Raw genomic sequence first — 24,769 nt, 5'->3', positions numbered from 1 at the left:
GGTGGCGGACGATCTCTTTTCCGTCGCGGGGCGCGTGGCCTGCGTGACCGGCGCAAGCTCGGGCTTGGGTCGGCGCGCGGCGCTGGTGCTGGCGCGGGCGGGCGCGCGGGTGGTGGGCGTTGCGCGGCGGCGCGCGGCGCTCGATGACTGGTGCAATGAGGCGGGCGGCGAGGTGGCGGCGGTGGCGGGTGATGTCGCGGCGGGTGACATGGCCGATCTGGCGGCGCGCGTCGCCGCGCCCTTTGGTGCGCCCGATATCGTGGTGAACGCCGCCGGGCTGAACCTGCGCCAACCCGCCGATGATGTCACGCCAGAGGGCTGGGAGGCGACGCTGGCCGTCAACCTCACCGCGCCCTTCTTTCTGTCACAGGCCCTTGTGCCGGCGATGCAGGCCAAGGGCTGGGGCCGCATCGTCAATTTCGCCTCGCTGCAATCCTATCGCGCCTTTCCCGCGGGCATCGCCTATGGCGCGTCCAAGGGCGGGGTGGCGCAGATGACCCGCGCCATGGCCGAGGCGTGGTCGCCCCACGGCATCACCGCCAACGCGCTCGGGCCGGGGTTTTTCCCCACCGAACTCACGGCGGCGGTGTTCGACGATCCCGAACGCGCGGAGCGCAACGCGGCCCAAACCTGTATCGGGCGCAACGGGCGGGCAGAGGACATGGACGGGCCGCTGCTCTTCCTGTGCTCCGACGCGTCACGCTATGTCACGGGGCAGATATTGATGGTCGACGGGGGGTTTACGGCACGATGAAAGCATTGGTCTATACCGGCATCGAGACCCTCGATTTCCGCGATGTGCCCGACCCGGAGCCTGCGCCCGGCGAGGTGCTGATCGCGGTCGAGAGCGTGGGGATCTGCGGCTCGGACATGCACGCCTATGTCGGCCATGATGCGCGCCGTCCCGCGCCGCTGATCCTTGGCCACGAGGCGGCGGGGGTGATTATCGGCGGGGCGCGGGATGGCGAGCGGGTGACGGTCAACCCGCTGGTCACCTGCGGCACCTGTCCGGCCTGCACCTCGGGGCGCGAGAACCTGTGTCCTGCGCGGCAGATCATCTCCATGCCGCCGCGCGAGGGGGCCTTTGCGCAGGTGCTGGCCATGCCCGAGCGCAACCTTGTGCGCGTGCCCGATCATATCCCCTTTGAGATCGCCGCGCTGGCCGAGCCGCTGGCGGTGAGCTGGCACGCCGCGCGGCTGGCGCTTGGGGCGCTCCACGAGGCCGACGAGCGCCGCGCGCTGGTCATCGGTGGCGGGGCGATCGGGCTGGCGGCGGCGCTGGCGCTGCGGGCCATGGGCTGTGCCGAGGTGGTGGTGGCAGAGCCGAACGCCGCGCGGCGCAGCTATCTGGCGCTGCATTGCGATGTAACGGCGGTGGCGGCCCCCGAGGGCGCGTGGCCGCTGGTGGTGGATGCCGTGGGTTTTGCCGCCACCCGCGCCACCGCCTCGGCGCTGGCCGCACCCGGCGGTGTGATCGTGCATATCGGGTTGGGCGAGGATACAGGCGGGCTGGATATCCGCCGCATGACGTTGCAGGAAATCACCTTCATCGGCACCTATACCTACACGGGCCAGGATTTCCGCGACACGGCGCAGGCGATGTTTGCCGGTCGCCTCGGCCCGCTCGACTGGGCCGAGGCACGCCCGCTTTCCGACGGCGCTGCGGCCTTCGCCGATATCCGCGCGGGCCGCGTTGCCGCGCCCAAGATCGTGCTCAGGCCGTAGGGTTCGGGGCGGCCTTGCGCCTTGCCGCTTGATTTGCCCTGCATCCGCGGTTATACGGCCCCCTGTCAACAAGGCGGAATCGCCACGAAGCAGCAGAGATCGAGCAGGGTCGGCACCACCGGCCCTCTTTGTTTTGTGCCCCGCCCGACCAACGACGCACCCAAGACCGGCGGAGACAACCGCTCGGCCCGAAAACAGATGTAAAGGAAAACGACGCCACATGGCTCAGAACACATCCATGGAGGAATTCGAGGCCCTCCTTAATGAAAGCCTCGAAATGGACACGCCCGATGAGGGCTCTGTCGTCAAGGGTCGGGTTATCGCCATCGAGGCGGGCCAGGCCATCATCGATGTCGGCTACAAGATGGAAGGCCGCGTCGATCTCAAGGAATTTGCAAATCCCGGTGAGCAGCCCGACATCAAGGTCGGCGACGAGGTCGAGGTCTTCCTGCGCTCGGCAGAGAACTCCCGCGGCGAAGCCGTGATCAGCCGCGAGATGGCCCGCCGCGAAGAGGCATGGGACCGTCTCGAGAAGGCCTATGCTGACGAAGAGCGTGTCGAAGGCGCGATCTTTGGCCGCGTCAAGGGCGGCTTTACCGTCGACTTGGGCGGTGCCGTGGCCTTCCTGCCCGGCTCTCAGGTCGATGTGCGCCCCGTGCGCGACGCAGGCCCCCTCATGGGGCTCAAGCAGCCGTTCCAGATCCTCAAGATGGACCGTCGCCGCGGCAATATCGTCGTGTCGCGCCGCGCCATCCTGGAAGAGAGCCGCGCCGAGCAGCGCGCCGAAGTCATCGCCAACCTCACCGAGGGGCAGAATGTCGATGGCGTGGTCAAGAACATCACCGAATACGGGGCCTTCGTGGACTTGGGCGGTGTCGATGGCCTTCTGCACGTCACCGACATGGCCTGGCGGCGTGTCAACCACCCGTCCGAGATCCTGTCGATCGGCGAGACCGTCAAGGTTCAGGTCATCAAGATCAACAAGGACACCCACCGTATCAGCCTGGGCATGAAGCAGCTTCAGGAAGATCCGTGGGATGTGGTGGGCGCGAAATATCCGCTCAGCTCTGTCCATACCGGCCGCGTCACCAACATCACCGATTACGGCGCCTTCGTGGAGCTGGAACCGGGGGTCGAGGGCCTTGTGCACGTCTCGGAAATGTCCTGGACGAAGAAGAACGTGCATCCCGGCAAGATCGTCTCCACCTCTCAGGAGGTCGAGGTCATGGTGCTGGAGATCGACGGCGCGAAACGCCGCGTCTCGCTCGGTCTCAAGCAGTGCATGCGCAACCCGTGGGAAGTGTTCGCCGAACAGCATCCGCCGGGTTCCGAGGTTGAGGGTGAGGTCAAGAACATCACCGAATTCGGCCTCTTCATCGGCATGGATGGCGATATCGACGGCATGGTCCATCTCAGCGATCTGAGCTGGGACGAGCGTGGCGAGGACGCGATCCAGAACTACAAGAAGGGCGACGTGGTTCAGGCGGTCGTCTCCGAGGTCGATGTCGAGAAAGAGCGTATCTCGCTCTCGATCAAGGGGCTTGGCGGCGACAAGTTCGCCGAGGCGGTGGGCGGCGTGAAGCGCGGCTCGATCATCACCGTCACCGTGACCTCGATCGAGGATGGCGGCATCGAGGTGGAGTATGAAGGCGCGAAATCCTTCATCCGGCGCTCCGATCTGTCGCGCGACCGTTCCGAGCAGCGCCCCGAGCGGTTCTCGGTGGGCGACAAGGTGGATGTGCGCGTGACCAACGTGGACAGCAAGACCCGCCGTCTGGGCCTGTCGATCAAGGCGCGCGAGATTGCCGAAGAGCAGGAGGCCGTCGCACAATTCGGCTCGTCCGATTCGGGGGCGTCGCTGGGCGACATCCTCGGCGCGGCGCTCAAGGGCGACAAGTAAGCGAAACGGCTCCGTCAGGACCGGTGAGCGGCCCCGCCTTCGTGCGGGGCCGTTTTGCGTTCACCGCCTGCGCCGCGCGCCGGGGGTTTTCGAGTGGAAGTCGGACCGCCGCCTGGCCACCCAGTCGATGAAGCGCGCCAGACGCGGATGGGCGCGCAACGCCTCGATCGTGTCATAGTTCCGCGCCAGGTCCGTCTCGGTCAGGGTGGCGTGGATCTCGTTATGGCAGATCTGGTGCAGGCGCACGACGGGCCCGCCCTTGCCGCCCTTCAGCTTGGGCACAAGGTGGTGCAGGCTCTGCCGCGCCCCGGACGGGATGGGCCGTCCGCAAAGCGGGCAGATCGGGTCCGTGTCGGGTTTGGCTTGATCCATCGCCCACCTCCGGGCAAGAGAATGGCGCGCAAGGGTGGCCTGGCAAGGGGTGCGGCATGGGTGGGCAGTCGGAGATACTGGAGCAGGCGCTGGGCTACGCGCTTCAGGGCTGGGAGATGGCCAGGATCTGGTTGCTGAGCCCGGCCGCCTGGTCGCAATTCGCTGTTCTGGTCGCGGCCTTTCTGCTGGCGGTGGCGATCAACCGTCGCCTGTGTCCGGTGATCACCCGGCTGATGACGCCGCCCAAGGGGCAGGACAATGTCATCGCCACGGCGCGGCGCTTCGTGCTGATGTTCCTGCCCCTGCTCATGCCGCTGCTGGCCTACGGGCTGACCGGCATCGGCGAGGGGGTAACGCGACAGGTTTTCGGCACGGGCGATGTGATCGCCTTCGGCAAGCGGCTGTTCCTGTTCCTTGCCGTGCGGCTTTTCGTGCGCGACATCCTGCGAGATCCGTTCCTGCGGGTGCTGGGCCGCTTCGTGCTCATGCCGATGGCGCTGCTCTATCTCTTCGGCCTGCTCGGCCTTGCGCATGAGCGGCTGGCGGCGATTTCGGTCGATCTGGGCAATATCTCCTTCTCGCTTCTGGCGCTCATTCGCGGGGCGGTGGCCGGCGCGTTCCTGTTCTGGCTGGGGCGCTGGTCCAACAGCCAGTCCGAGGAGTTCATCCGCAAGCAGGAGGACCTGCGCCCCGCCACCCGCGAACTGGCAATGAAGGCCAGCCAGATCGTGATCTTCGGCGCGGCCTTTCTCTTGCTCATGTCGATCATGGGCATCGACCTTACGGCGATTGCCGTGCTGGGCGGGGCGCTTGGCGTGGGCATCGGCCTTGGCCTGCAACAGATCGCGGCGAATTTCGTGTCCGGCGTGATCCTGCTTCTGGAAGGTCAGACGACGGTGGGCGATTATGTCGTGCTCGATGACGGCTCCGAAGGCACCATCGTCAAGATGACCGCCCGCGCCGCGATCCTGGAAACCGTCGATGGCCGCTGGATCGTGGTGCCGAACGAGGATTTCATCACCTCGCGGGTGGTCAATTATTCCGATGCGGGCAAGCGGCACCGGTATGAGGCCGCTTTTTCGGTCAGTTACGACACCGATATCAACCGCATCCCCGACATGATCGAGGCCGCCGTCGGTGCGCTCGACTGCGTGCTGACCGAAGGCAGGCAGGCCCCGGAATGCGAGCTCAAGGCCTTTGCCGACAGCGGGGTGGAGTTCTCGGTGGAATATTGGGTCGAGGGGATCGAGGACGTCACCGGCAAGTATCAGTCGGACGTGCTTTTCGCGATCTGGAACGCGCTCAGGGCCGAGGGGGTCGAGATCCCGTTCCCGCAGCGGGTGCTGCATCACAAGGGTCTGTCGACGGCATCATGACCGAGGCGCTGGTGATCGGGGCCGGGCCTGCGGGCCTCATGGCGGCGGAGGCGATGGCCGGGGCGGGGCTGCGGGTGGTGGTGGCCGAGGCCAAGCCGTCCGTGGGCCGCAAGTTCCTGATGGCCGGGAAATCCGGCCTCAACCTGACCAAGGCCGAGCCCTTCGAGACATTCCTCAAAGCCTATGGCGACCGGGCGGAGCACCTGCGCCCGATGCTCGCGGCCTTTGGCCCGGAGGAGGTGCAGGGCTGGGCCGAGGGGCTGGGACAGCCGCTCTTCACCGGTTCGACAGGGCGGGTTTTCCCCAGTGCGATGAAGGCCTCGCCGCTCTTGCGGGCCTGGCTCGGGCGGCTTGACGGCATGGGCGTGCGTATCCGCACGCGCTGGCGCTGGCAGGGCTGGGACGGGGGCGCGGCGCTCTTCGACACGCCCGAGGGGGAACACCGGCTTTGGCCCGCCGTCACCGTGCTGGCCTGCGGCGGGGCAAGCTGGGCGCGGCTTGGCTCTGACGGGGCATGGGCGGCGCAGTTTGGCGCACAGATCGCCCCGTTCCGCCCCGCCAATATGGGCTTTCTGGTCGCATGGTCGGCGCATATGGCACCCCATTTCGGTCAGGCCGTGAAGGGTGTCGCGCTTCGGGCCGGTGCCACCGGCTCTCGCGGGGAATTCATCATTTCCGCCAGTGGGCTTGAGGGCGGAGGCATCTACGAGGTGAGCGCGTCATTGCGCGACGGCGCGGCGCTGACAATCGACTTGCTTCCCGACCTGAACCGCAAGGAGATCGCCACCCGGCTTGGCCGTGCGCGGCCCGGCGACAGCCTTGGCAACCGGCTGCGCAAGGCGCTGCGCCTCTCGCCGGTCAAACTCGCCCTGGCGATGGAATTCGCGCGGGGCGCGCCGGACATGGCGGGCGCGCTCAAGGCGTTGCCAGTGCCGCTCAAGGGCCCGCGTCCGATGGATCAGGCGATTTCCACGGCGGGCGGCCTGCGCTTTGCGGCACTTGACGCAGGGTTGATGCTGCGCGCGCGTCCCGGCAGTTTCGCGGCGGGCGAAATGCTTGACTGGGAGGCCCCGACGGGGGGCTACCTGCTGACCGCCTGTCTCGCCACCGGGCTCTGGGCCGGACGGCACGCGGCGGCCTGTCTGAGGAATGCCCGGGCGCCGTGATCCGAAGCGCGATGCACATATGGGGCGCGTGCACACCCGCCATGTCGGAAATTGCCCTCGAATGTCTCTGGCGGCGGCCCGGGCGGCGGGACTCATGCGATGATCCTCCCAGCGCGCGTAGCGTGTTTTCGATGAAACCGGAATTGACGGCGGGCGCCTGCGCCTGCCATGATCCGGTTTGATGAATGGCGAGGAGAGACAGGCATGGCCCAAACGATCCGGTTCACACTCGACGGCCGCAAGGTCGAGGCCGAAGAGGGGCAGACCATCTGGGAGGTGGCCAATGGCCGGGGCCTCAAGATCCCGCATCTGTGCCACAAGCCTAGCCCCGGATACCGCCCCGATGGCAACTGTCGTGCCTGCATGGTCGAGGTGGAGGGCGAGCGCACGCTCGTGGCCTCCTGCATCCGCGAGGCCCGCGACGGCATGGTGGTCACGACCAATTCGGCGCGGGCGGAAAGCGCGCGCAAGATGGTGGTCGAGATGCTTCTGGCCGACCAGCCCGCGCGTGATGCCGCGCGTGACGCCTCCAGCCATCTGTGGGACATGGCCGACGCGAACGGCGTCACCCACAGCCGCTTCCCGAAGCTCGAGCAGGGCCGCATCCCGCTTCTGGATGACAGCCACGTTGCCATGCGCGTCAATCTCGATGCGTGCATCCAGTGTGGCCTCTGCGTGCGCGCCTGCCGCGAAGTGCAGGTCAACGATGTGATCGGCATGGCCGGGCGCGGCCACGATGCCTATCCCGTCTTCGACTTCGCGGACCCGATGGGCGAGAGCACTTGCGTCGCCTGCGGCGAATGTGTGCAGGCCTGCCCCACCGGCGCGCTGATGCCTGCCACTGTGCTCGACGCGGCCCAGAAGGGCGACAGCGCCGATTTCGACAGCGAGGTGAACAGCATCTGCCCGTTCTGCGGGGTTGGCTGTCAGGTCTCGCTCAAGGTCAAGGATGGCCGCGTCAAATATGTCGAGGGGGTCAACGGCCCCGCCAATCAGGGGCGGCTTTGCGTCAAGGGGCGGTTCGGGTTCGACTATATCCACCACCCCCACCGTCTGACCAAGCCGCTGATACGTCGCACGGATGCGCCCCCGAAGGGCCTCAACGTGGATCCCGGCAACTGGCAGGCGTTTTTCCGCGAGGCGGAGTGGGACGAGGCGCTTGATTTTTCTGCGGATGGCCTCGCGCGCCTCAAGGAGGCGCATGGCGGTCCCTCCGTGGCGGGCTTTGGCAGCGCAAAGTGCACCAATGAAGAGGCTTATCTTTTCCAAAAACTCATCCGGCAGGGCTTTGGCCATAACAATGTCGATCACTGCACGCGGCTTTGCCATGCCTCATCCGTGGCGGCATTGATCGAGAATGTGGGTTCCGGTGCGGTCACTGCCACGTTCAACGAGATCGAAAATGCCGATGTGGCCATCGTGATCGGTGCCAACCCGGTCGAGAACCACCCGGTTGCTGCCACCTATTTCAAGCAGTTCACCAAGCGCGGCGGCAAGCTCATCGTGATGGATCCGCGCGGGCAGGGCCTGCGCCGCTTCGCCACCCACATGCTGCAATTCAAGCCGGGCATGGATGTGGCGATGCTCAACGCGATCTGCCATGTGATCGTGGAGGAAGGGCTTTACGACAAGCAGTATATTGCCGCCTTCACCGAGAACTGGGAGGCCGAAAAGGCGCATCTGGCGCAATTTCCGCCCGAGAAGATGGCGGCCATCTGCGGCATCCCCGCCGAGACGCTGCGCGCCGTGGCCCGCGATTTCGCCACCGCACAGGCCGGCATGATCTTCTGGGGGATGGGCATTTCCCAACATATCCACGGCACCGACAATTCGCGCTGCCTCATCAGCCTCGCGCTGATGTGCGGCCATGTCGGGCGCCCCGGCACCGGGCTGCATCCGCTGCGTGGCCAGAACAACGTGCAGGGCGCGTCCGACGCGGGCCTCGTCCCGATGTTCCTGCCCGACTACCAGACGGTGACTGACGACGCCATCCGCCGCGCCTTTACCGAGGTCTGGGGGACGGATGATTTCAGTGCCCAGAAGGGCCTCACCGTCACCGAGATCATGGACGCGGTGCACGCAGGCACGATCAGGGGCATGTATGTTCTGGGCGAGAACCCGGCGATGAGCGATCCGGATGTCGAGCACGCCCGCGACGCGCTCGCCAAGCTGGAGCATCTGGTCGTTCAGGACATCTTCCTGACCGAGACCGCGAACTATGCCGATGTGATCCTGCCCGCCTCGGCCTTCTACGAGAAGTCCGGCACCGTGACGAACACCAATCGGCAGGTGCAGATGGGTCGCCCCGCCGTGCCGCCGCCTGGGGAGGCGCGCGAGGATTGGGCGATCACCATGGCGCTTGCCAACCGGCTTGGCCTTGACTGGCGCTATGACAGCCCGGCGGATGTCTTCGCCGAGATGAAGCACAACATGCGTTCTCTTGACAACATCACATGGGAGCGGCTGGAGCGCGAGAGCGCCGTCACCTATCCCTGTCCCGCCCCCGATCATCCGGGCCATGCGGTCGTGTTCGGCGACGGCTTCCCGCGTCCGGAGGGGCGCGCGCGATTTACCCCCGCCACGATCATCCCGCCCGACGACGTGCCCGATGCCGAGTATCCGATGGTGCTGACCACCGGCCGCCAGCTTGAGCATTGGCATACCGGCTCGATGACCCGCCGCGCCAGCGTGCTTGACGCGGTGGAACCGGAGGCGAACTGCTCGCTGCACCCCTCGACGCTGCGCCGCCTCGGGGTAGAGCCGGGCGGCATGGTGCGCCTCACCACCAAGCGCGGCTCGATCATGGTGATGGCGCGCGCCGACCGGGCGGTTTCGCCCGACATGGTGTTTCTGCCCTTCGCCTATGTGGAGGCGGCGGCGAATATCCTCACCAATCCGGCGCTTGATCCCTACGGCAAGATCCCCGAGTTCAAATTCTCGGCGGTGCGCGTCGAGGCGGCAGAGGTGGCCGCCGAATGACAGGACGGGGGCGGCCCGCCTGTGACCGCCCCCGCTTCATCGTTCCAAAAATACTCATGGCCCCATCGAGGCCAGTGCCACCTCAGTTGGGCAGGATGACGATTTCCACCCGGCGGTTCTGGGCCCGGCCCTCGGGCGTGAGGTTCGAGGCCACGGGCTGATCCTCGCCGCGCCCGATGCTGCGCAGGCGCGAGGCGGGAACGCCGCCCTGCATCAGCACATCCGTCACCGCCGCCGCGCGGCGCTCCGAGAGCGTCTGGTTGTAGCTGGCCGATCCGGTGCTGTCGGTATGGCCCACGACCTGCACGGTGGTGTCGGGGTAGCGCTGAAGGCTCGAGGCCACGGTGAAGAGGTCTTGGCGCAGGCCCGGCGCGACGGTAAAGCTGCTGGTTGCGAAAAGGATATCCTGCGGCATCGTCACGATGAGCCGGTCGCCGGTATTGACCACCCCAACCTCGTTGCCGAGATCCCGGCGCAGCTCCGCCGCCTGCCGGTCCAGCGCATTGCCGATGGCCGCCCCGCCAAGCGCGCCGATCGCCCCGCCAAGCAGCGCACCCGTGGCGCGGTTGTCACTGACCGCAGCACCTGTGCCCGCGCCGATGATACCACCGATGATCGCGCCCTGACGGGTTCTCTGGTTGTCGGCTTGCCCGCCGACCTGATTGGGATCGGTGCAGGCCGTTACCAGCAGAAGTGCCGTGCCGGAGAGGGCGAGAAGGGTCTTGTTCGTTCGGATCATGGACATACCTCGTTGATGAACCTGCCCGATCACGTCGGGTATAACCACATGATATGCAATATCATGCCCGGCCCCAAGGCTATTCAAAGGGGAACTTCGCGCGGTTTCCCGCCTATCCCTCTGCCCGTGCGCTTTCCCATGCCAGCAAAGCGCGTTTGACGGGCAGGCCCCAGTGATACCCCCCAAGCGCCCCCGATTTGCGCAAGGCGCGGTGACAGGGAATGAGGTAACTCACCGGGTTGCGCCCCACGGCGGTGCCGACGGCGCGCACGGCGCGGGGGTGGCCGATGGCGCGGGCGATCTCGGAATAGGTGGTGACATGGCCCGAAGGGATCGTGAGCAGCGCCTCCCAGACCTTGATCTGAAAGGGCGCGCCGATCATGTGCAGCCGCGCCTCGCCCCGGCCCGAGAACGCCGCTGCGACCCAGGGGGCAATCGCCTCGGGGGCCTCCTCATAGCGCGCCTCGGGCCAGCGCGCGCGCATGTCCGCCATGGCCGCCGCGCGCCCCGTCTCGGCGACAAAGGCGAGGCCACAGAGGCCGCGCCCGGTGCCCATGGCGAGCGCCTCGCCAAAGGGCGTCTCGAACCAGCCATACCGGACCGTCAGCCCCGCGCCGCCGCGCGCGAACTCGCCCGGTCGCATCGCCTCCCACCGCAGGAAGAGATCGTGCAGCCGCCCCGTGCCCGACAGCCCCGCCGCCTCCGCCGCCTCCAGCGTGGTAAAGCGCTGCGCCAGCATTTCCTTGGCGTGGCCAAGGGCCAGATATTGTTGATACCGCTTCGGAGACACGCCCACCCAGGCCGAGAACAGCCGCTGGAAATGCGCCGCACTCATCCCCATCTCGCCCGCCAAGGCCTCAAGCGTCATCCCCTCGCCGCCCGCGTCAATGAGCGCGATGGCGCGGCGCATGACATTGTAGTGATAGCTCTCGGACATTGCGGCACCCCGGTGGTTTCGCCACAAGATACGCCGCGTCACAGGGGCACGCGACCCGAATGTTGCGCAATCCCCGGTTTCGCGTCATAGACGGACCATGGCCCGCCAACTCGATTACCACACGATCCGCGAGATATTCACCCGCTTTCAGGCCGCCCAGCCCGAACCCAAGGGCGAGCTTGATCATGTCAACGCTTTTACTCTGCTGGTCGCGGTCGCGCTCTCGGCACAGGCCACCGATGTGGGCGTGAACCGGGCCACGCGCGCGCTCTTCCAGATCGCCGACACGCCGGAAAAGATGCTGGCGCTTGGCGAAGAGGCGCTTATCGGTCATATCAAGACCATTGGCCTCTATCGCAACAAGGCCCGAAACGTGATGAAACTCAGCCGCATTCTTGTCGAGGACTATGGTGGTGAGGTGCCCAACAGCCGCGCCGCGCTGCAATCACTGCCCGGTGTCGGGCGCAAGACCGCCAATGTCGTGCTCAACATGTGGTGGGGGCATCCGGCGCAGGCGGTCGATACGCATATCTTTCGCATCGGCAACCGCACCGGCATCTGCCCCGGCAAGGATGTGGAGGCGGTCGAACGCGCCATCGAGGACCATATCCCCGTTGATTTCCAGCGCCATGCGCATCACTGGCTGATCCTGCATGGCCGCTATACCTGCAAGGCGCGCAAACCCGCCTGCGGCACTTGTCTCATCCGCGATCTCTGCCCCTATGAGGAAAAAACCCTATGACACAATATCAGGTTGTCGGCATCGGCAATGCCATCGTCGACGTGATCGGAGGGTGCGACGACGCCTTTCTTGCCCGCATGGGGATCGACAAGGGCGTGATGCAACTGATCGAGACCGAGCGCGCCGAATATCTCTACGAGCAGATGCCCGAGCGGCGGCAGATGCCCGGCGGATCGGTCGCCAATACCGTCGCCGGGATTGGCGCGCTCGGCCTCTCCACGGCCTTCATCGGTCGGGTGAGCGATGACGAACTGGGCCGCTATTACGCCGAGGCGATGCGCGCCGTCGGCACCGACTTCGTCAACCCGCCGCGCGCGGGCGCGCTGCCCACCTCGCGCTCGATGATCTTTGTCTCGCCCGATGGCGAGCGCTCGATGAACACCTTCCTCGGCATTTCGACCGATCTTGACGAGGCCGACGTGCCCGAGGCCGTGGCGGGAGGGGCGCAGATCCTCTTTCTCGAAGGCTATCTCTACGACAAGCCCAAGGGCAAGGCGGCGTTCGAGCGCGCAGCACGGGCCGCGCGCGCGGGCGGCGGTCGCGCGGGCATCACCCTGTCCGATCCGTTCTGCGTCGACCGTCATCGCGCGGATTTCCGGGAACTGGTCAAATCGCTCGATTTCGTCATCGGCAACGAACATGAATGGCGCTCGCTTTACGAGACCGACGATCTTGGCGCGGCGCTGGAACAGGCGGCGCGCGAAAGCGGTCTCATCGTGTGCACCCGTTCGGGTCACGATGTGGTGCTGGTCGAGGGCGACGAGACGGTGAGCGTGCCCGTCACCCGCGTCGACCCGGTCGATACCACCGGCGCGGGCGATCAATTCGCCGCTGGCCTGCTCTACGGGCTGGCCACGGGCAAGCCGCTGGCGGTCGCGGGCCGCATGGGGTGCATTGCCGCCGCAGAGGTGATCGGGCATTATGGCGCGCGCCCCGAACGGGACGTGGCGGCGCTCTTCGCCGCCGAGGGGCTGATCTGAAGGAGGTGGCCCCATGGCAGGCGGCTGGACACGCGACGGCGCGGTGAGCGAGCAGATCGAGGCATCCATCGCCGAAGAGCTTGCGCGGCTGCGCGCCCGGCCCGTGCCATCGGGTGAAAGCCGCACCCATTGCGCCGAGTGCGAGGAGCCCATCCCCGAGGCGCGCAGGCAGGCCATCCCCGGCGTCAAGCTCTGCCTCGACTGCGCCAACGAGCACAACCACGCAGCGCGCCCGCGCAGCGGCATCAACCGGCGCGGCTCCAAGGACAGTCAGTTGAAATAAGCAGGGGCGTTGCCCCTCTTGGCCTTCGGCCAATTCACCCCAGGATATTTGCAGCCAGAAGAAACAACGATTTCTTCATCATTTTCCGACACTGTCGGGGCGCGGTACAGGCGGGGACGCCGATGACCGCGCCAGGAGAAGCACAGTCGTGTTTCGCGCGGGGGGTGCTATGTCCCCCGCGTTTCTTCTGGCCTCAAATATCCCCGCCGGAGGCTCCGACGCCGGCCACATGCGCGACGTGCGATATGAAAAACCCCGCGCGATCTCTCGCACGGGGCCAAATCTCGGGGGTGGATATCACCCTACCGCCCTTACCAGTCCTCGCGGACCACGACGCGGGTCTTGATCGGCAGTTTCATCGCGGCAAGGCGCAGGGCTTCGACCGCAACCGCCTCGCCGACGCCGTCGATCTCGAACATGACGCGGCCGGGCTTGACCTTGCAGACCCAGCGGTCGACCGAGCCTTTGCCCTTGCCCATGCGAACCTCGATGGGCTTGGCCGAGACCGGCACATCCGGGAAGATGCGGATCCAGACGCGGCCCTGACGCTTCATGTGGCGGGTCATGGCGCGGCGGGCGGCCTCGATCTGGCGCGCGGTGACGCGCTCCGGCTCGGTCGCCTTGAGGCCAAAGGTGCCGAAGTTCAGGTCCGAGCCGCCCTTGGCCTCGCCCTTGATGCGGCCTTTGAACTGCTTGCGGAATTTCGTGCGCTTAGGTTGAAGCATTTTTCAGTCCTCCTCAGCGACGGCCGCCGGCGCCACGCGGGGCCGGGCCATCCTGGAGTTCCTGGGCCTTGCGATCACGCGCACCGGGATCGTGCTCGAGGATCTCGCCCTTGAAAATCCACACCTTGATGCCGATGATCCCGTAAGGGGTCGAGGCTTCGGCAAGGGCGTAGTCGATGTCGGCGCGCAGCGTGTGCAGCGGCACCCGGCCTTCGCGATACCACTCGGTGCGCGCGATCTCGGCACCGCCGAGGCGGCCCGACACGTTCACCCGGATCCCGAGCGAGCCCATCCGCATGGCGTTCTGCACAGACCGCTTCATGGCCCGGCGGAAGGACACCCGGCGTTCAAGCTGCTGCGCGATGCTCTCGGCCACGAGGGCTGCGTCAAGTTCGGGCTTGCGCACCTCGACGATGTTGAGATGCAGCTCGCTTGCGGTCATCGCGGCCAGTTTCTTGCGCAGGGTCTCGATATCGGCGCCTTTCTTGCCGATGATCACGCCGGGGCGCGCGGTGTGGATCGTGACGCGGCACTTCTTGTGCGGGCGCTCGATGATCACACGGCTGACGCCGGCCTGCTTGCACTCTTCCTTGATGAACTCGCGCATGGCGAGATCCTCGAGCAGAAGATTGCCATAGTCCTTGGTATCGGCATACCAGCGGCTGTCCCAGGTGCGGTTGACCTGAAGGCGCATACCGATCGGATTGACTTTGTTACCCATCAGGCTTGCTCCTCGAGTTGACGCACCTTGATCGTGAGTTCCGAGAACGGCTTGCGCAGCGCGCCGAACCGGCCGCGTGCGCGCGGGCGTCCGCGCTTGAGCACCAGGTTCTTGCCGACCCAGGCCTCGGCGACGATCAGCTCGTCCACGTCAAGCCCGTGGTTGTTCTCGGCGTTTGCTATCGCCGATTGCAGGCATTTCTTGACGTCCTGCGCGATCCGCTTGTTCGAGAAGGTCAGATCGGTCAGTGCCTTGTCGACCTTCTTGCCCCGGATCATCGCCGCGACGAGGTTGAGTTTCTGCGGGCTGGTGCGCAACATGCGCAGCTTGGCCATCGCCTCATTGTCCGCCACGCGGCGGGGATTCTTATCCTTGCCCATGGCTTACTTCCTCTTCGCTTTCTTGTCGGCCGCGTGCCCGTAATAGGTGCGGGTGGGGGAGTATTCCCCGAATTTCTGGCCGATCATGTCCTCGGAGACGTTCACCGGCACATGCTTGCGCCCGTTGTAGACGCCAAAGGTGAGGCCCACGAATTGCGGCAGGATCGTCGAGCGCCGCGACCAGATCTTGATGACTTCGTTACGCCCCGATTCGCGCACTGCCTCGGCCTTTTTCAGGACATAGGCATCGACGAAGGGGCCTTTCCATACAGAACGTGCCATGTGTTAACGGCCCTTCTTCTTGGCGTGACGCGAGCGCACGATGAGCTTTTGCGACGCCTTGTTCGTGTTGCGGGTGCGCGCGCCCTTGGTGGGCTTGCCCCAGGGCGTGACCGGGTGACGGCCACCGGAGGTGCGGCCCTCGCCACCACCATGGGGGTGGTCGATCGGGTTCATGACAACGCCGCGAACGCTCGGGCGAATGCCCTTGTGGCGCATCCGGCCGGCCTTGCCGTAGTTCTGGTTGCTGTTGTCGGGGTTCGAGACCGCGCCAACCGTGGCCATGCATTCCTGACGTACGAGGCGAAGCTCACCCGACGAAAGCCGGATCTGCGCATAGCCACCGTCGCGGCCGACGAATTGCGCATAGGTGCCTGCCGCGCGGGCGATCTGCCCGCCCTTACCGGCCTTGAGCTCGATATTGTGGATGATCGTGCCGATGGGCATGCCCGAAAACGGCATCGCGTTGCCCGGCTTGATGTCGGCCTTGGCGCTGGCGATGACCTGATCGCCGATGGCCAGGCGCTGTGGTGCCAGGATATAGGCCTGCTCGTCGTCCTGATAGCGGATGAGCGCGATGAAGGCGGTGCGGTTGGGATCGTATTCGATCCGCTCGACGGTTGCCGGGATGTCGAACTTGGTGCGTTTGAAATCAACGATCCGATAGAGGCGTTTCGCCCCGCCGCCCTTGCGGCGCATCGTGATTCGTCCGGTGTTGTTGCGGCCACCGTTCTTGGTCAGACCCTCTGTGAGGGACTTGACCGGACGGCCTTTCCACAGCTCCGAACGGTCGATCAGCACCAGCCCGCGCTGGCCCGGCGTCGTCGGCTTATACGACTTGAGTGCCATGCTTTCTGTCTTCCGTTAGCTAGCGGCGGGTTGCCCCGCCTGTATGCAGGGTGGGAAAACCCACCCTTGGTTATAGGGCCCCGAAGGTCCCCGGCTCGGATTGCTCTTGCGAACAACAGCGAAGCCCCGGACGAATCCGGGGCTTTGCGGATGGGCTCTGTTAGGGGAGCGCGCCCCCGGCGTCAAGGGTATTGGCCGGTTTTCGGCGCAATCGCGTCTATTCCTCGCCCTCCACCTTGCCGCGCAGCGACTTGACCTCGCCGCGCACCTTCTTGGCCTTGAGGCGGCGCTTTTTCGCGCCAAGCGTGGGGCGGGTCGGGATGCGCCGTTTCGGGGCGACCAGCGCCTGCCGGATCAGATCGGCCAGCCGGTCGCGGACGATCTCGCGGTTGCGCACCTGGCTGCGGGTCTCGTCGCACTGGAGCACGATCGCCCCCTCGCCGGTCCAGCGCCGCCCGGCGAGGCGCTTGAGCCGCGTCTTGACCGGCGCGGAAAGGTGGGGCGAGCGCGCGGCCTCGAAGCGCAACTCCACCGCACTTGCCACCTTGTTGACATTCTGGCCGCCGGGGCCAGAGGCGCGGATGAACTGCTCGGAGAGTTCCCAATCCTCGATGGCGATTTCGTCGGTGATCCTCAGCATCGTTCCTGCCGGTTCAGTCCCTGCCCGATTGAAAAGGCCGCCCCTTGCGGAGCGGCCTTCCTGAAGTCGCGGAGGTGGGCCGGTCAGGCGCACCAATCCGGGTGGGGCCAATGCGCCCCGAGGCTGCTCTAGGCGCGCGCCCCCCGAACTGTTCCGACATCACGCTCCAATCCCTTCATAGACACTGGACCACCTCCTTTCGCTTGGTTGACGTTGCCCTGATGGTGCCACGGATCGCGCGGATTTCAAAACGAAATCTGTCACTGCGACTGAAGCACCGCGACACATTGTTGTGGCAGGTCGTGCATGGTCAGGTCGCGCTTGGGTTTGGGCTTGGGCGCATTGGGGTCGGGCGGGGCGGGCCGCAGGATGTTGCGCACCCACTGATCGGCCTCGGCGCAGCCATCGCCCTGCGGCGGGGCCTCCTGCGCTTCGCATCCTCTTGTTCCCTCGGGGCAATTCAGCCTGACATGGAAATGATAGTGATGCCCCCACCACGGCCGCACCTTGCGCAGCCAGGCGCGGTCGCCGGTCTCGTCGCGGCACATCTGCGCCTTGGCCCCGGCAAAGATGAAGATGCGCGCCGTGCGCGGATCGCTGGCCGCCGCCTTGACGATCTCGTGATGGGCGCGGGTCCACTGGCTGTTGGTATAGGCACCGTCCGCGCGCTGCATCGACACCGAGGAGATGTTTTCGCGCGCCGTGCGGCTGAGGGTCAGATCGGTGGCGGGCCTGAGCCAGATGTCGATATCGAGCCCCATCTGGTGGCTCGAGTGCCCCGAGAGCATCGGCCCGCCGCGCGGCTGGCTGATGTCGCCCACATAAAGCCCGGTCCAGCCCGGTTGCGTCGCGGCAAAGCGCGAGAGGTCCTGCACGAAACCGATTGCCTTGGGATGGCCCCAGTTGCGGTTGCGGCTGAGCCGCATCGCCTGCCAGGTGGGGCCGGTTTCCGGCAGTTGCATCGCCCCGGCCAGACAGCCGCGCGCATAGCTGCCATGGGGGGCCGGCCCCTGTGCCGAGGCCTTGGCATGGCCTCCGAAAAGCTGTTTCGCGGGCACGCCGCGCATCGCGGCGGGAATGTTCTGCGATGACACGACCGCCGCGGCCGGCACCGTCTCCTTGGTTTCCATGCAGCCCGCCAGGGCCAGAACCAGAGCACCGATTAACGTGACACGTCCCATGGCCCGCGATCTCCTTCTGCCTTGACATAGCGTAGCAGAAAAAGCCCGATCAGGAAAAGCACGATGACCGGCGAAATGCCGATCCGGGCATTGCCCGAAAGCGCCGTCACCAGCCCGATGAGCGCGGGCGCAAGAAACGAGGTCGCGCGCCCCGACAGGCCGTAAAGCCCGAAGTTTTCCGTGGGATGCTCCGGGTCGGTATGGCGCACCATCAATGTGCGGCTTGCGGCCTGAAGCGTGCCGCCAAGCCCGCCGATCAGCACACCGCAGCCGAAAAAGATCATGTCGGGCAGGCGAGAGCCCTCGGCGAGCGGGACGCCGAACAATTGCGTTCGGTCCATGCTGACCACCGTCACGCAGACTGCGATCAACCCCCAGACCGCCACTCTGATCACCGGCTTGGGGCCAAAGCGTGCATCGAGCCTGCCGCCTGCCCAACTGAACAGCGCGGCGGAGATTGCCCCGATGATGCCGAAGATCCCGACCGAGACGATGGACCATTTCAGCACCAGCACCGCATAGGTCCCGCCGAAGCCATACAGCCCGTTGAGCGCGTCGCGGTAGAACATCGACGAGCCGAGATAGGCGCTGAGGCTGAGCCGGTGCCGCAGCCCCTTGACCGTGCGCCAGAGCGAGCCGAGTGCTTCGCCGACCCGTGCGCCGCGCGTCGCCGGGCCGCTTTCGCGCACCCAGAGGAAATAGGGGATCATGAAGAGCGCATACCAGAGCGCGGTGAAGGGGCCGACAAGACGCGTGCCCTCGCGCGCGCCCGCGTCCAGACCAAAGAGCGGATCGAACCCGATCAGCGTCTTGCCCGAGGGCTGTTCGACAAAGAGCAGCAGCATCAGAAAGAGCGACGTGACCCCGCCCGCATAGCCGAAGGCAAAGCCAGACCCCGAGATCGCGCCCACCTCCTCTTCGGTGCCGAGCGAGGGTAGTTGCGCGTTGATGAAGATGAGCGCGTATTCCGCCCCGATGAAGCCGAAGGCAAAGGCCATCAGCCCCCACCACAGGTTCGATCCATCGGGCAGCATCCCCCAGATCGCAGCCGCCCCCACCACATACATGACGGAAAACACGGCAATCCACGGCCTGCGCCGCCCGGTCCGGTCGGCAAAGGCCCCCATGATCGGCGCGCCAAGCCCGATGATCAGCCCTGAAATGGTCAGCGCCTGAGACCACATGGTCTGCGCCTGCGCCGCCGCCGCCTCTGGCCCCAGGCCCATGGTCAGGAAATACTCGGAGGCGACCGAGGCGAAATAGGGCCCGAAGATGAAGGTGACGAGCAGGGTATGATAGGGCTGGCTTGCCCAGTCGAAGAAATACCAGCCCCAGATGCGCTTGCGCTGCGAGATATCCGCCATGCCTGCCCCTCGTTTTGTCGGGATAAGACAGGCTGGGGTCGGGTCTGGCAAGCTATTCCTGCATGGGTGGCCAGGGGCGGGTTTCCTCGGCGGCGATCCAGGCGCGCACCCAGTCGGGCAGGGGTGGTGTCACCGCCTGACCCTGCCCGAGTGCCGCCAGCACCTCGGCGGTCGGCACGATGCCCGCCCGTCCCGTCACCGCAGCGCGATAGAGGATATGGCTGGCACATTCGCCGCGCGCGTTCCACATCGACTGTTCCAGATACATGAAGCGCGCATCCCAGCCAATGAGCCGCGAGCGCATCTCGACCCGTTCGAACGCCCGCACGCGCCGCCGGTAGCGCACGCTCGCGCCCGCCATGGTCAGCCCCCAGCGGTTGCGCCTGAGCCCCCCGAAAAGGCCCACGCGCCCCGCCAGCGGGATGCGCCCCAGATCGTAGAGCGTAAGGGTGCGCCCGTTATTGAGTTCGCGCCACATGTCGATATCCCAAGGCAGGCAGTAGTGGTAGGAGACATGGGTTCCGGTGAGCGGCAGCGGTGGTGATTTGCGGTGCAGGTAAAGCTGCCAGAACATGCGGGCAAAGGGATACATGGGCAAACTCCGTGGCGGTGCGGGAAGGGCGTGACAGGCGCGCCACGCCCCGTCAACCGCGACCGCGCGTCAGGCTTGCGCTCGGGGCGCGGCCCGCTTAGGTCTGAACCCGACCCGGACCAAAGGACCCGCGCCCATGCAATCGCTTTTCCAGATCCTGATGCTGATCCTCGATGTGGTATGGTTCTTCATCATCGCGCATGTGATCATGTCATGGCTGATCAACTTCCAGGTGCTCAACACCCGTCAGCAATTCGTGGCGCAGATCTGGTATGGTCTGAACCGCATACTGGAGCCGCTCTATGCCCCGGTGCGGCGCATCCTGCCGCCCATGTCCGGCATCGACCTTGCCCCGCTGGCGGTTCTGATCGGGGTCTACGCGCTGCGGATCATCCTGGTGAACAACGCGGCGGCGTTTTACTGAGACAGGGGCTTGTTCACCGAATCTTAGTATGAAAATGTCCCTGCCAGAGCAGATATAGCCAATCCTCACAGGGAATCCCATGTCCGGCGCTGCCACGCTTCTGCGCGATATATTTGGATTCGATGCCTTCCGCCCCGGTCAGGAAGAGATCGTCCACACCGTCGCTGCGGGCTGCAACACGCTGGCGATCATGCCCACGGGGGGCGGCAAGTCGCTCTGCTTCCAACTGCCCGCGCTGATGCGCGACGGCGTGACGGTGGTGGTCTCGCCGCTCATCGCGCTGATGCGCGATCAGGTGCGCGCGCTGCGCGCGGCGGGCGTCGCGGCGGGCGCGCTCACCTCCGGCAATACCGAGGAAGAGACGGCCGAGGTCTGGCGCGCGCTCGACGAGGGGCGGCTGAAGCTGCTCTATCTTGCCCCCGAACGGCTGGCCTCCTCGGGCACCACCGCGATGCTGCGGCGTGTGGGCGTCAGCCTTATCGCCGTGGACGAGGCCCATTGCGTCAGCCAGTGGGGCCATGATTTCCGCCCCGACTATTTGCGCATCGGAGAGCTGAGGCGCGCGCTCGATGTGCCGCTTGCCGCCTTCACCGCCACCGCCGATGCCGAGACACAGGCCGAGATCATCGAGAAACTCTTTGACGGCACTGCGCCGCAAAGCTTTCTCTACGGGTTCGACCGGCCCAATATCCACCTCGCCTTTGCCCCCAAGGACAATCCGCGCCGCCAGGTCCTCGATTTCGCCACCGCGCGGCGCGGGCAATCGGGCATCGTCTATTGCGGCACCCGCGCCAAGACCGAGACGCTGGCGCAGGCGCTTGGCACGGCCGGACACGCCGCCTGCGCCTATCACGGCGGGATGGAGGCGGGCGCGCGCCGCGAGGTCGAAGAGCGGTTCAACACCGAGGACGGGCTCATCGTGGTGGCCACGGTCGCCTTCGGCATGGGGGTGGACAAGCCCGATATCCGCTGGGTCGCCCATGCCGACCTGCCCAAATCCATCGAAAGCTACTATCAGGAGATCGGGCGCGCGGGCCGCGACGGCGCGCCCGCCGAGACGCTGACGCTTTATGGCCCCGACGACATCCGCCTGCGTCGCAGCCAGATCGACGAGGGGCTGGCCCCACCCGAGCGCCGAAATGCCGATCACGGGCGGCTCAACGCGCTTCTGGGGCTGGCCGAGGCGATCGAGTGCCGCCGGGTGAGCCTCTTGCGCTATTTCGGCGAGGACCCCGCGCCCTGCGGCAATTGTGATCTGTGCGACGCCCCGCCCGAGGGCTTTGACGGCACAGAGGCCGTGCGCATGGCGCTCTCGGCGATGCTGCGCACCGGCGAGAGCTTTGGCGCGGGGCATCTCATCGACATCCTGACCGGGACCTTGACGGACAAGGTGCGCACGCGCGGCCATGATGCGCTGCCGACCTTCGGCGTGGGCCGCGCCCATGACAAGCGGCTTTGGCAGGGGGTATTTCGGCAGATGATGGGGCATGACCTCGTTCGCCCGGACGCCGAGCGCCACGGCGCGCTGGTGATGCAGGAGGGCGCCCGCCCGATCCTGCGCGGCGAGGCCACGATCCGGCTGCGACGTGATACGCTGAAGGCCGCCGCCCGTCCTGCGCCGCGCGCGCTTGTCGCCGACGAGGACGCGCCGCTTCTGTCCGCGCTCAAGGCCAAGCGCCGCGCGCTCGCAGAGGCCGCAGGCGTGCCCGCCTATATCGTTTTCACCGACCGCACGCTGATCGAGATGGCCGAGACGCGCCCCGCCACGCTCGACGCAATGGCGCGCATCGGCGGCGTCGGCGCGACCAAGCTGGAGCGGTATGGCTCGGCCTTTCTCGAGGTGATCACAGGTGCCGGGACAGAGGCCATGCACCCCACCCGGCGCAAGCTGGCGGGGCGGCCCGAGGGCGCGCTTTACGACCGGCTGACCGAGGTGAGCCGCAGCCTCGCGCGCGGGGAGTGCGGCACGCTGCGGCCGCTGTCATGCACCAATTCGACGCTGCGCCAGATCGCAGAACGTCGTCCCGCGACACTCGACGCCCTTGAGCGGCTGCCGGGGATGGGCCCGCAAAAGACCGAGCGTTTCGGCGCGGCCTTTCTGGACGTTCTGCACGGGGCGGACTAAATCCCCGGCCAACCCGGTAAAGGAAACAAAGATGCTGGTTGTCGTCTCGCCCGCCAAGAAACTTGACATGACCCCCGCCCCGGGCATCACCGCCACCCGGCCCGCCTTTGCCGCCGAGGCCCGGGAACTGGCACAGGTGGCGCGCGGGCTGGATGCCGGAGGGCTGCAAAAGCTCATGAAGATCTCGCTGAACCTCGCGCAGATCAACGCCGGGCGGTTCGCGGATTTCGGCACGATGGACGAAAAACCCGCCGCACTCGCCTTTGCGGGCGACACCTATCAGGGGTTGGAGGCCGGATCGCTCGATCCCGATGAGATGGCTTTCGCGCAGGATCACCTGCGCATCCTTTCGGGGCTTTACGGCCTCTTGCGCCCGCTTGATGCGATCGAGCCTTACCGGCTCGAAATGGGCAGCAGGCTGGCCACCGCGCGGGGCCGCACGCTCTATGATTTCTGGGGCGACCGGATCGCGAAGGCGCTGAAGGATCAGGCGGCAGAGGTCGGCACCGAAACGCTCGTGAACTGCGCCAGCCTGGAATATTTCGGCGCGGTCGACGAGGCCGCGCTTGGCCTTCGTGTGATCACACCCGTCTTCATGGAAGAGCGTGGCGGCGAGGCCAGGATCGTGAGTTTTTACGCCAAGCGCGCGCGGGGCGCGATGGCGCGGTTCATCATCCAGAACCGGCTGGGCGATCCGGCAAGCCTGCTCGACTTCGACACCGGCGGCTATGCCCATGCGCCGGATCTGTCCACGCCGGACCGGCCTGTCTTCCTGCGCGCTCAGCCCGCCGCCTGAATCGCCGCTTCCGGTGGGCGCACACCGGGCGGCACCGCCGCGACCATCCGTTCGACAATGGCCGCGCGCTTGAGCGGCTTCGTGAGGTAGTGATCGAGTCCGGCGTCAAGGATCTCGGTCTCGTCGCCGCTCATGGCGTGAGCGGTCATGGCGACGATGGGCACATGCCCGCCCTGCCGCGCCTCGATGGCGCGGATGGCGCGGGTGGCCTCCTTGCCGTCCATCTCGGGCATGGAGATATCCATGAAGACGATATCGGGCGCGACGCTCTGGAACAGCGCGACGGCCTCGCGCCCGTTCTCGGCGAAGGTGAGGTCGATATCGAGCGCCTGAACCATCTTGGAAAAGACCAGCCGGTTTGTCTTGTTGTCCTCGGCGGCAAGCACGCGCAACGCGCGCGGGGCGGCTTCGGGCGCGGGCACGGCGGGGGCCAGCGCGGCCAGGGCCGAGATGAGGTCGCGCCGCGCCACCGGCCTTTGCAGCACCGCCTGCACGACGTCGCGGGCGGGGTCATGGGCCAGGCTGGCGGGGCTGCTGCTGAGCAGGACAATCGGCATGGTGTGACCGGCGGAGCGCAAGGCCTGCGCCAGCTCGGTCCCGTCCATGCCGGTCATCGCATGGGCCGCCACCACCAGATCGGCCCCGGCGGCCAGACCCAGCGCGCTGGCCCCGTCGCGGCAGGTCGTCACCGTCAGCCCGAGTGCAGCCAACTGTCGCTCCAGCAGCGCGCGGCAGGTATCGTGCGGCTCGACCACCAGCGCGCGCGAGAGGCCGCCCGCAAGCGACAGAACATCCGGCGCGCCCGCCTCGGCCACCGGCAGGACCAGAGACAGGCCGAAGGTCGAACCCTGCCCCGGCGCGGATTCCACCCAGATATCGCCCCCCATCAGCCGCACCAGCCGCTGCGTGATCGCAAGGCCAAGACCGGTGCCCTCGAACTTGCGGCTTTGCGCGTCGTCCACCTGATTGAATTCGCCGAAGATGTGGCCGATCTTGTCGGCGGGGATGCCGATGCCGGTGTCCTCGATGCTGATGCGGATATCGGCTTGCGACCCTTCGCCCGCCTGCACGCCGGTCACGCGGATCAGGACATGGCCCGCCTCGGTGAACTTGACCGCATTGCCCATGAGATTGGTGAGAATCTGCCGGATGCGACCCGGATCGCCGATCAGCTGCGTCGGCAGGAAAAGGTCGTAATCCACCAGCAGATCAATCCCCTTGTCACGGGCATGGGCCTGCATCAGCGTCACAAGCTCGTGGATGCAGCGTTCCAGATCGAAGGGCTCGGGGTGCAGCACAAGCCTGTCCGCCTCGATCTTGGAATAGTCGAGCACATCGTTGATGATGACCAGAAGCGCCTCGGCGGAATGCTTGATCGTGGTGACATAAAGGTGCTGTTTGTAGCGTGACGATCTATTCCGAAGTAAATTACAGTCTATATTGTAGCATCCAATTTTCGCAAAACGGGGCGTTAAACACGCCTATAATGCCCTC

Annotated in this window: 25 protein-coding genes; 12 read left to right on the top strand and 13 right to left on the bottom strand. The window is 66.3% G+C overall.

The window, feature by feature from the left end:
* Nucleotide 1: 1 nt before the first annotated feature.
* The 3 genes from ABIE57_RS02425 (at nt 2) to rpsA (ending at nt 3,625) form a co-directional block, all read left to right on the top strand.
* On the top strand, nt 2-754 hold the full coding sequence (locus ABIE57_RS02425; protein ID WP_354537404.1) for an SDR family NAD(P)-dependent oxidoreductase: 753 nt from the start codon (nt 2-4) through the stop codon (nt 752-754).
* Nucleotides 751-1,725 (top strand): alcohol dehydrogenase catalytic domain-containing protein, encoded by a 975-nt coding sequence (locus ABIE57_RS02420; RefSeq protein WP_354537403.1) that lies wholly within the window; start codon nt 751-753, stop codon nt 1,723-1,725. Before ABIE57_RS02425 ends, ABIE57_RS02420 begins: the two co-directional genes overlap by 4 nt.
* A 220-nt stretch (nt 1,726-1,945) precedes the next feature.
* Entirely contained in the window at nt 1,946-3,625 is a 1,680-nt protein-coding gene (gene rpsA, locus ABIE57_RS02415) for a 30S ribosomal protein S1 (protein WP_354537402.1), read from the top strand.
* A gap of 60 nt (nt 3,626-3,685) precedes the next feature.
* On the opposite strand, the gene ABIE57_RS02410 is transcribed toward rpsA, so the two are convergent.
* Nucleotides 3,686-3,997: an HNH endonuclease family protein gene (locus ABIE57_RS02410; protein ID WP_354537401.1), complete on the bottom strand. Its 312-nt coding sequence runs from the start codon at nt 3,995-3,997 to the stop codon at nt 3,686-3,688.
* 56 nt (nt 3,998-4,053) lie between these two features.
* Between ABIE57_RS02410 and ABIE57_RS02405 the strand changes: the two genes are divergently transcribed.
* The 3 genes from ABIE57_RS02405 to fdhF all read left to right on the top strand — a co-directional run bounded on the left by ABIE57_RS02405 (nt 4,054) and on the right by fdhF (nt 9,518).
* Entirely contained in the window at nt 4,054-5,373 is a 1,320-nt protein-coding gene (locus ABIE57_RS02405) for a mechanosensitive ion channel family protein (protein WP_354537400.1), read from the top strand.
* The gene (locus tag ABIE57_RS02400; RefSeq protein ID WP_354537399.1) at nt 5,370-6,539 is read left to right on the top strand and encodes a TIGR03862 family flavoprotein; all 1,170 of its coding nucleotides are present in this window, start codon (nt 5,370-5,372) and stop codon (nt 6,537-6,539) included. Before ABIE57_RS02405 ends, ABIE57_RS02400 begins: the two co-directional genes overlap by 4 nt.
* A gap of 204 nt (nt 6,540-6,743) precedes the next feature.
* Entirely contained in the window at nt 6,744-9,518 is a 2,775-nt protein-coding gene (gene fdhF / locus ABIE57_RS02395; RefSeq protein ID WP_354537398.1) for a formate dehydrogenase subunit alpha, read from the top strand.
* Between the two features lie 82 nt (nt 9,519-9,600).
* Here the strand turns inward: fdhF and ABIE57_RS02390 are convergent, their stop codons facing one another.
* A complete protein-coding gene (locus ABIE57_RS02390) occupies nt 9,601-10,257 on the bottom strand; it encodes a YiaD family glycine zipper/OmpA-like lipoprotein (RefSeq protein WP_354537397.1) in 657 nt (218 codons plus the stop codon).
* 112 nt (nt 10,258-10,369) lie between these two features.
* Nucleotides 10,370-11,194 (bottom strand): methylated-DNA--[protein]-cysteine S-methyltransferase, encoded by an 825-nt coding sequence (locus ABIE57_RS02385; protein ID WP_354537396.1) that lies wholly within the window; start codon nt 11,192-11,194, stop codon nt 10,370-10,372.
* A 97-nt stretch (nt 11,195-11,291) separates the two neighbouring features.
* Between ABIE57_RS02385 and nth the strand changes: the two genes are divergently transcribed.
* Genes nth through ABIE57_RS02370 form a run of 3 tightly spaced genes read left to right on the top strand, consistent with a single transcriptional unit; the run spans nt 11,292 to nt 13,199 of the window.
* Complete coding sequence (nth, locus tag ABIE57_RS02380) at nt 11,292-11,936, top strand: endonuclease III (RefSeq protein ID WP_354537395.1); 645 nt, start codon at nt 11,292-11,294, stop codon at nt 11,934-11,936.
* The gene (locus ABIE57_RS02375) at nt 11,933-12,916 is read left to right on the top strand and encodes an adenosine kinase (RefSeq protein ID WP_354537394.1); all 984 of its coding nucleotides are present in this window, start codon (nt 11,933-11,935) and stop codon (nt 12,914-12,916) included. Before nth ends, ABIE57_RS02375 begins: the two co-directional genes overlap by 4 nt.
* Before the next feature lie 13 nt (nt 12,917-12,929).
* Complete coding sequence (locus tag ABIE57_RS02370) at nt 12,930-13,199, top strand: DksA/TraR family C4-type zinc finger protein (RefSeq protein ID WP_354537393.1); 270 nt, start codon at nt 12,930-12,932, stop codon at nt 13,197-13,199.
* 311 nt (nt 13,200-13,510) lie between these two features.
* Here ABIE57_RS02370 and rplP read toward each other — a convergent pair whose 3' ends face one another.
* The 9 genes from rplP to ABIE57_RS02325 all read right to left on the bottom strand — a co-directional run bounded on the left by rplP (nt 13,511) and on the right by ABIE57_RS02325 (nt 19,930).
* Complete coding sequence (gene rplP, locus ABIE57_RS02365) at nt 13,511-13,924, bottom strand: 50S ribosomal protein L16 (RefSeq protein ID WP_354537392.1); 414 nt, start codon at nt 13,922-13,924, stop codon at nt 13,511-13,513.
* Between the two features lie 13 nt (nt 13,925-13,937).
* Nucleotides 13,938-14,645 (bottom strand): 30S ribosomal protein S3, encoded by a 708-nt coding sequence (gene rpsC, locus ABIE57_RS02360; protein WP_354537391.1) that lies wholly within the window; start codon nt 14,643-14,645, stop codon nt 13,938-13,940.
* Nucleotides 14,645-15,025, bottom strand: coding sequence for a 50S ribosomal protein L22 (gene rplV / locus ABIE57_RS02355; RefSeq protein WP_354537390.1), 381 nt, complete (start codon nt 15,023-15,025; stop codon nt 14,645-14,647). Before rplV ends, rpsC begins: the two co-directional genes overlap by 1 nt.
* 3 nt (nt 15,026-15,028) lie before the next feature.
* Nucleotides 15,029-15,307, bottom strand: a complete 279-nt coding sequence (gene rpsS, locus ABIE57_RS02350) for a 30S ribosomal protein S19 (protein ID WP_354537389.1) — start codon at nt 15,305-15,307, stop codon at nt 15,029-15,031.
* Nucleotides 15,308-15,310: 3 nt separating this feature from the next.
* A complete protein-coding gene (rplB, locus tag ABIE57_RS02345) occupies nt 15,311-16,153 on the bottom strand; it encodes a 50S ribosomal protein L2 (protein WP_354537388.1) in 843 nt (280 codons plus the stop codon).
* A gap of 217 nt (nt 16,154-16,370) precedes the next feature.
* A complete protein-coding gene (arfB, locus tag ABIE57_RS02340; RefSeq protein ID WP_354537387.1) occupies nt 16,371-16,793 on the bottom strand; it encodes an alternative ribosome rescue aminoacyl-tRNA hydrolase ArfB in 423 nt (140 codons plus the stop codon).
* A 260-nt stretch (nt 16,794-17,053) separates the two neighbouring features.
* Nucleotides 17,054-17,974: a penicillin-insensitive murein endopeptidase gene (gene mepA, locus ABIE57_RS02335; RefSeq protein WP_354537386.1), complete on the bottom strand. Its 921-nt coding sequence runs from the start codon at nt 17,972-17,974 to the stop codon at nt 17,054-17,056.
* The gene (locus tag ABIE57_RS02330) at nt 17,956-19,338 is read right to left on the bottom strand and encodes an MFS transporter (protein WP_354537385.1); all 1,383 of its coding nucleotides are present in this window, start codon (nt 19,336-19,338) and stop codon (nt 17,956-17,958) included. The genes mepA and ABIE57_RS02330 overlap by 19 nt, the downstream gene beginning before the upstream one ends.
* Before the next feature lie 52 nt (nt 19,339-19,390).
* Entirely contained in the window at nt 19,391-19,930 is a 540-nt protein-coding gene (locus ABIE57_RS02325) for an acyl-CoA thioesterase (protein WP_354537384.1), read from the bottom strand.
* A gap of 136 nt (nt 19,931-20,066) precedes the next feature.
* On the opposite strand from ABIE57_RS02325, the gene ABIE57_RS02320 reads away from it, so the two are divergent.
* From ABIE57_RS02320 to yaaA, 3 genes are all read left to right on the top strand, one after another.
* Nucleotides 20,067-20,354 (top strand): YggT family protein, encoded by a 288-nt coding sequence (locus ABIE57_RS02320; RefSeq protein WP_354537383.1) that lies wholly within the window; start codon nt 20,067-20,069, stop codon nt 20,352-20,354.
* 79 nt (nt 20,355-20,433) lie between these two features.
* On the top strand, nt 20,434-22,479 hold the full coding sequence (gene recQ, locus ABIE57_RS02315; protein WP_354537382.1) for a DNA helicase RecQ: 2,046 nt from the start codon (nt 20,434-20,436) through the stop codon (nt 22,477-22,479).
* Between the two features lie 31 nt (nt 22,480-22,510).
* Nucleotides 22,511-23,275, top strand: coding sequence for a peroxide stress protein YaaA (gene yaaA / locus ABIE57_RS02310; protein WP_354537381.1), 765 nt, complete (start codon nt 22,511-22,513; stop codon nt 23,273-23,275).
* Here yaaA and ABIE57_RS02305 read toward each other — a convergent pair.
* Nucleotides 23,260-24,609 carry a response regulator gene (locus ABIE57_RS02305; RefSeq protein ID WP_354537380.1) on the bottom strand — a complete coding sequence of 450 codons (1,350 nt, stop codon included), beginning with the start codon at nt 24,607-24,609 and terminating at the stop codon, nt 23,260-23,262. The two genes, yaaA and ABIE57_RS02305, sit on opposite strands and share 16 nt — an antisense overlap.
* Between the last annotated feature and the right edge of the window lie 160 nt (nt 24,610-24,769).

It is taken from the genome of Roseovarius sp. MBR-6, from assembly GCF_040547525.1.
In the GTDB taxonomy this organism is placed as follows: Bacteria; Pseudomonadota; Alphaproteobacteria; order Rhodobacterales; family Rhodobacteraceae; genus Roseovarius.
This window is presented reverse-complemented; position numbering and strand designations above follow the sequence as displayed.

Bases quoted from the DNA above. Each gene is read 5' to 3' on its own strand.
- ABIE57_RS02420 (WP_354537403.1), top strand. From the start codon at position 751: ATGAAAGCATTGGTCTATACCGGCATCGAGACCCTCGATTTCCGCGAT.
- rpsA (WP_354537402.1), top strand. From the start codon at position 1,946: ATGGCTCAGAACACATCCATGGAGGAATTCGAGGCCCTCCTTAATGAA.
- ABIE57_RS02410 (WP_354537401.1), bottom strand. From the start codon at position 3,997: ATGGATCAAGCCAAACCCGACACGGACCCGATCTGCCCGCTTTGCGGA.
- ABIE57_RS02405 (WP_354537400.1), top strand. From the start codon at position 4,054: ATGGGTGGGCAGTCGGAGATACTGGAGCAGGCGCTGGGCTACGCGCTT.
- ABIE57_RS02400 (WP_354537399.1), top strand. From the start codon at position 5,370: ATGACCGAGGCGCTGGTGATCGGGGCCGGGCCTGCGGGCCTCATGGCG.
- fdhF (WP_354537398.1), top strand. From the start codon at position 6,744: ATGGCCCAAACGATCCGGTTCACACTCGACGGCCGCAAGGTCGAGGCC.
- ABIE57_RS02390 (WP_354537397.1), bottom strand. From the start codon at position 10,257: ATGATCCGAACGAACAAGACCCTTCTCGCCCTCTCCGGCACGGCACTT.
- ABIE57_RS02385 (WP_354537396.1), bottom strand. From the start codon at position 11,194: ATGTCCGAGAGCTATCACTACAATGTCATGCGCCGCGCCATCGCGCTC.
- nth (WP_354537395.1), top strand. From the start codon at position 11,292: ATGGCCCGCCAACTCGATTACCACACGATCCGCGAGATATTCACCCGC.
- ABIE57_RS02375 (WP_354537394.1), top strand. From the start codon at position 11,933: ATGACACAATATCAGGTTGTCGGCATCGGCAATGCCATCGTCGACGTG.
- ABIE57_RS02370 (WP_354537393.1), top strand. From the start codon at position 12,930: ATGGCAGGCGGCTGGACACGCGACGGCGCGGTGAGCGAGCAGATCGAG.
- rplP (WP_354537392.1), bottom strand. From the start codon at position 13,924: ATGCTTCAACCTAAGCGCACGAAATTCCGCAAGCAGTTCAAAGGCCGC.
- rpsC (WP_354537391.1), bottom strand. From the start codon at position 14,645: ATGGGTAACAAAGTCAATCCGATCGGTATGCGCCTTCAGGTCAACCGC.
- rplV (WP_354537390.1), bottom strand. From the start codon at position 15,025: ATGGGCAAGGATAAGAATCCCCGCCGCGTGGCGGACAATGAGGCGATG.
- rpsS (WP_354537389.1), bottom strand. From the start codon at position 15,307: ATGGCACGTTCTGTATGGAAAGGCCCCTTCGTCGATGCCTATGTCCTG.
- rplB (WP_354537388.1), bottom strand. From the start codon at position 16,153: ATGGCACTCAAGTCGTATAAGCCGACGACGCCGGGCCAGCGCGGGCTG.
- arfB (WP_354537387.1), bottom strand. From the start codon at position 16,793: ATGCTGAGGATCACCGACGAAATCGCCATCGAGGATTGGGAACTCTCC.
- mepA (WP_354537386.1), bottom strand. From the start codon at position 17,974: ATGGGACGTGTCACGTTAATCGGTGCTCTGGTTCTGGCCCTGGCGGGC.
- ABIE57_RS02330 (WP_354537385.1), bottom strand. From the start codon at position 19,338: ATGGCGGATATCTCGCAGCGCAAGCGCATCTGGGGCTGGTATTTCTTC.
- ABIE57_RS02325 (WP_354537384.1), bottom strand. From the start codon at position 19,930: ATGTATCCCTTTGCCCGCATGTTCTGGCAGCTTTACCTGCACCGCAAA.
- ABIE57_RS02320 (WP_354537383.1), top strand. From the start codon at position 20,067: ATGCAATCGCTTTTCCAGATCCTGATGCTGATCCTCGATGTGGTATGG.
- recQ (WP_354537382.1), top strand. From the start codon at position 20,434: ATGTCCGGCGCTGCCACGCTTCTGCGCGATATATTTGGATTCGATGCC.
- yaaA (WP_354537381.1), top strand. From the start codon at position 22,511: ATGCTGGTTGTCGTCTCGCCCGCCAAGAAACTTGACATGACCCCCGCC.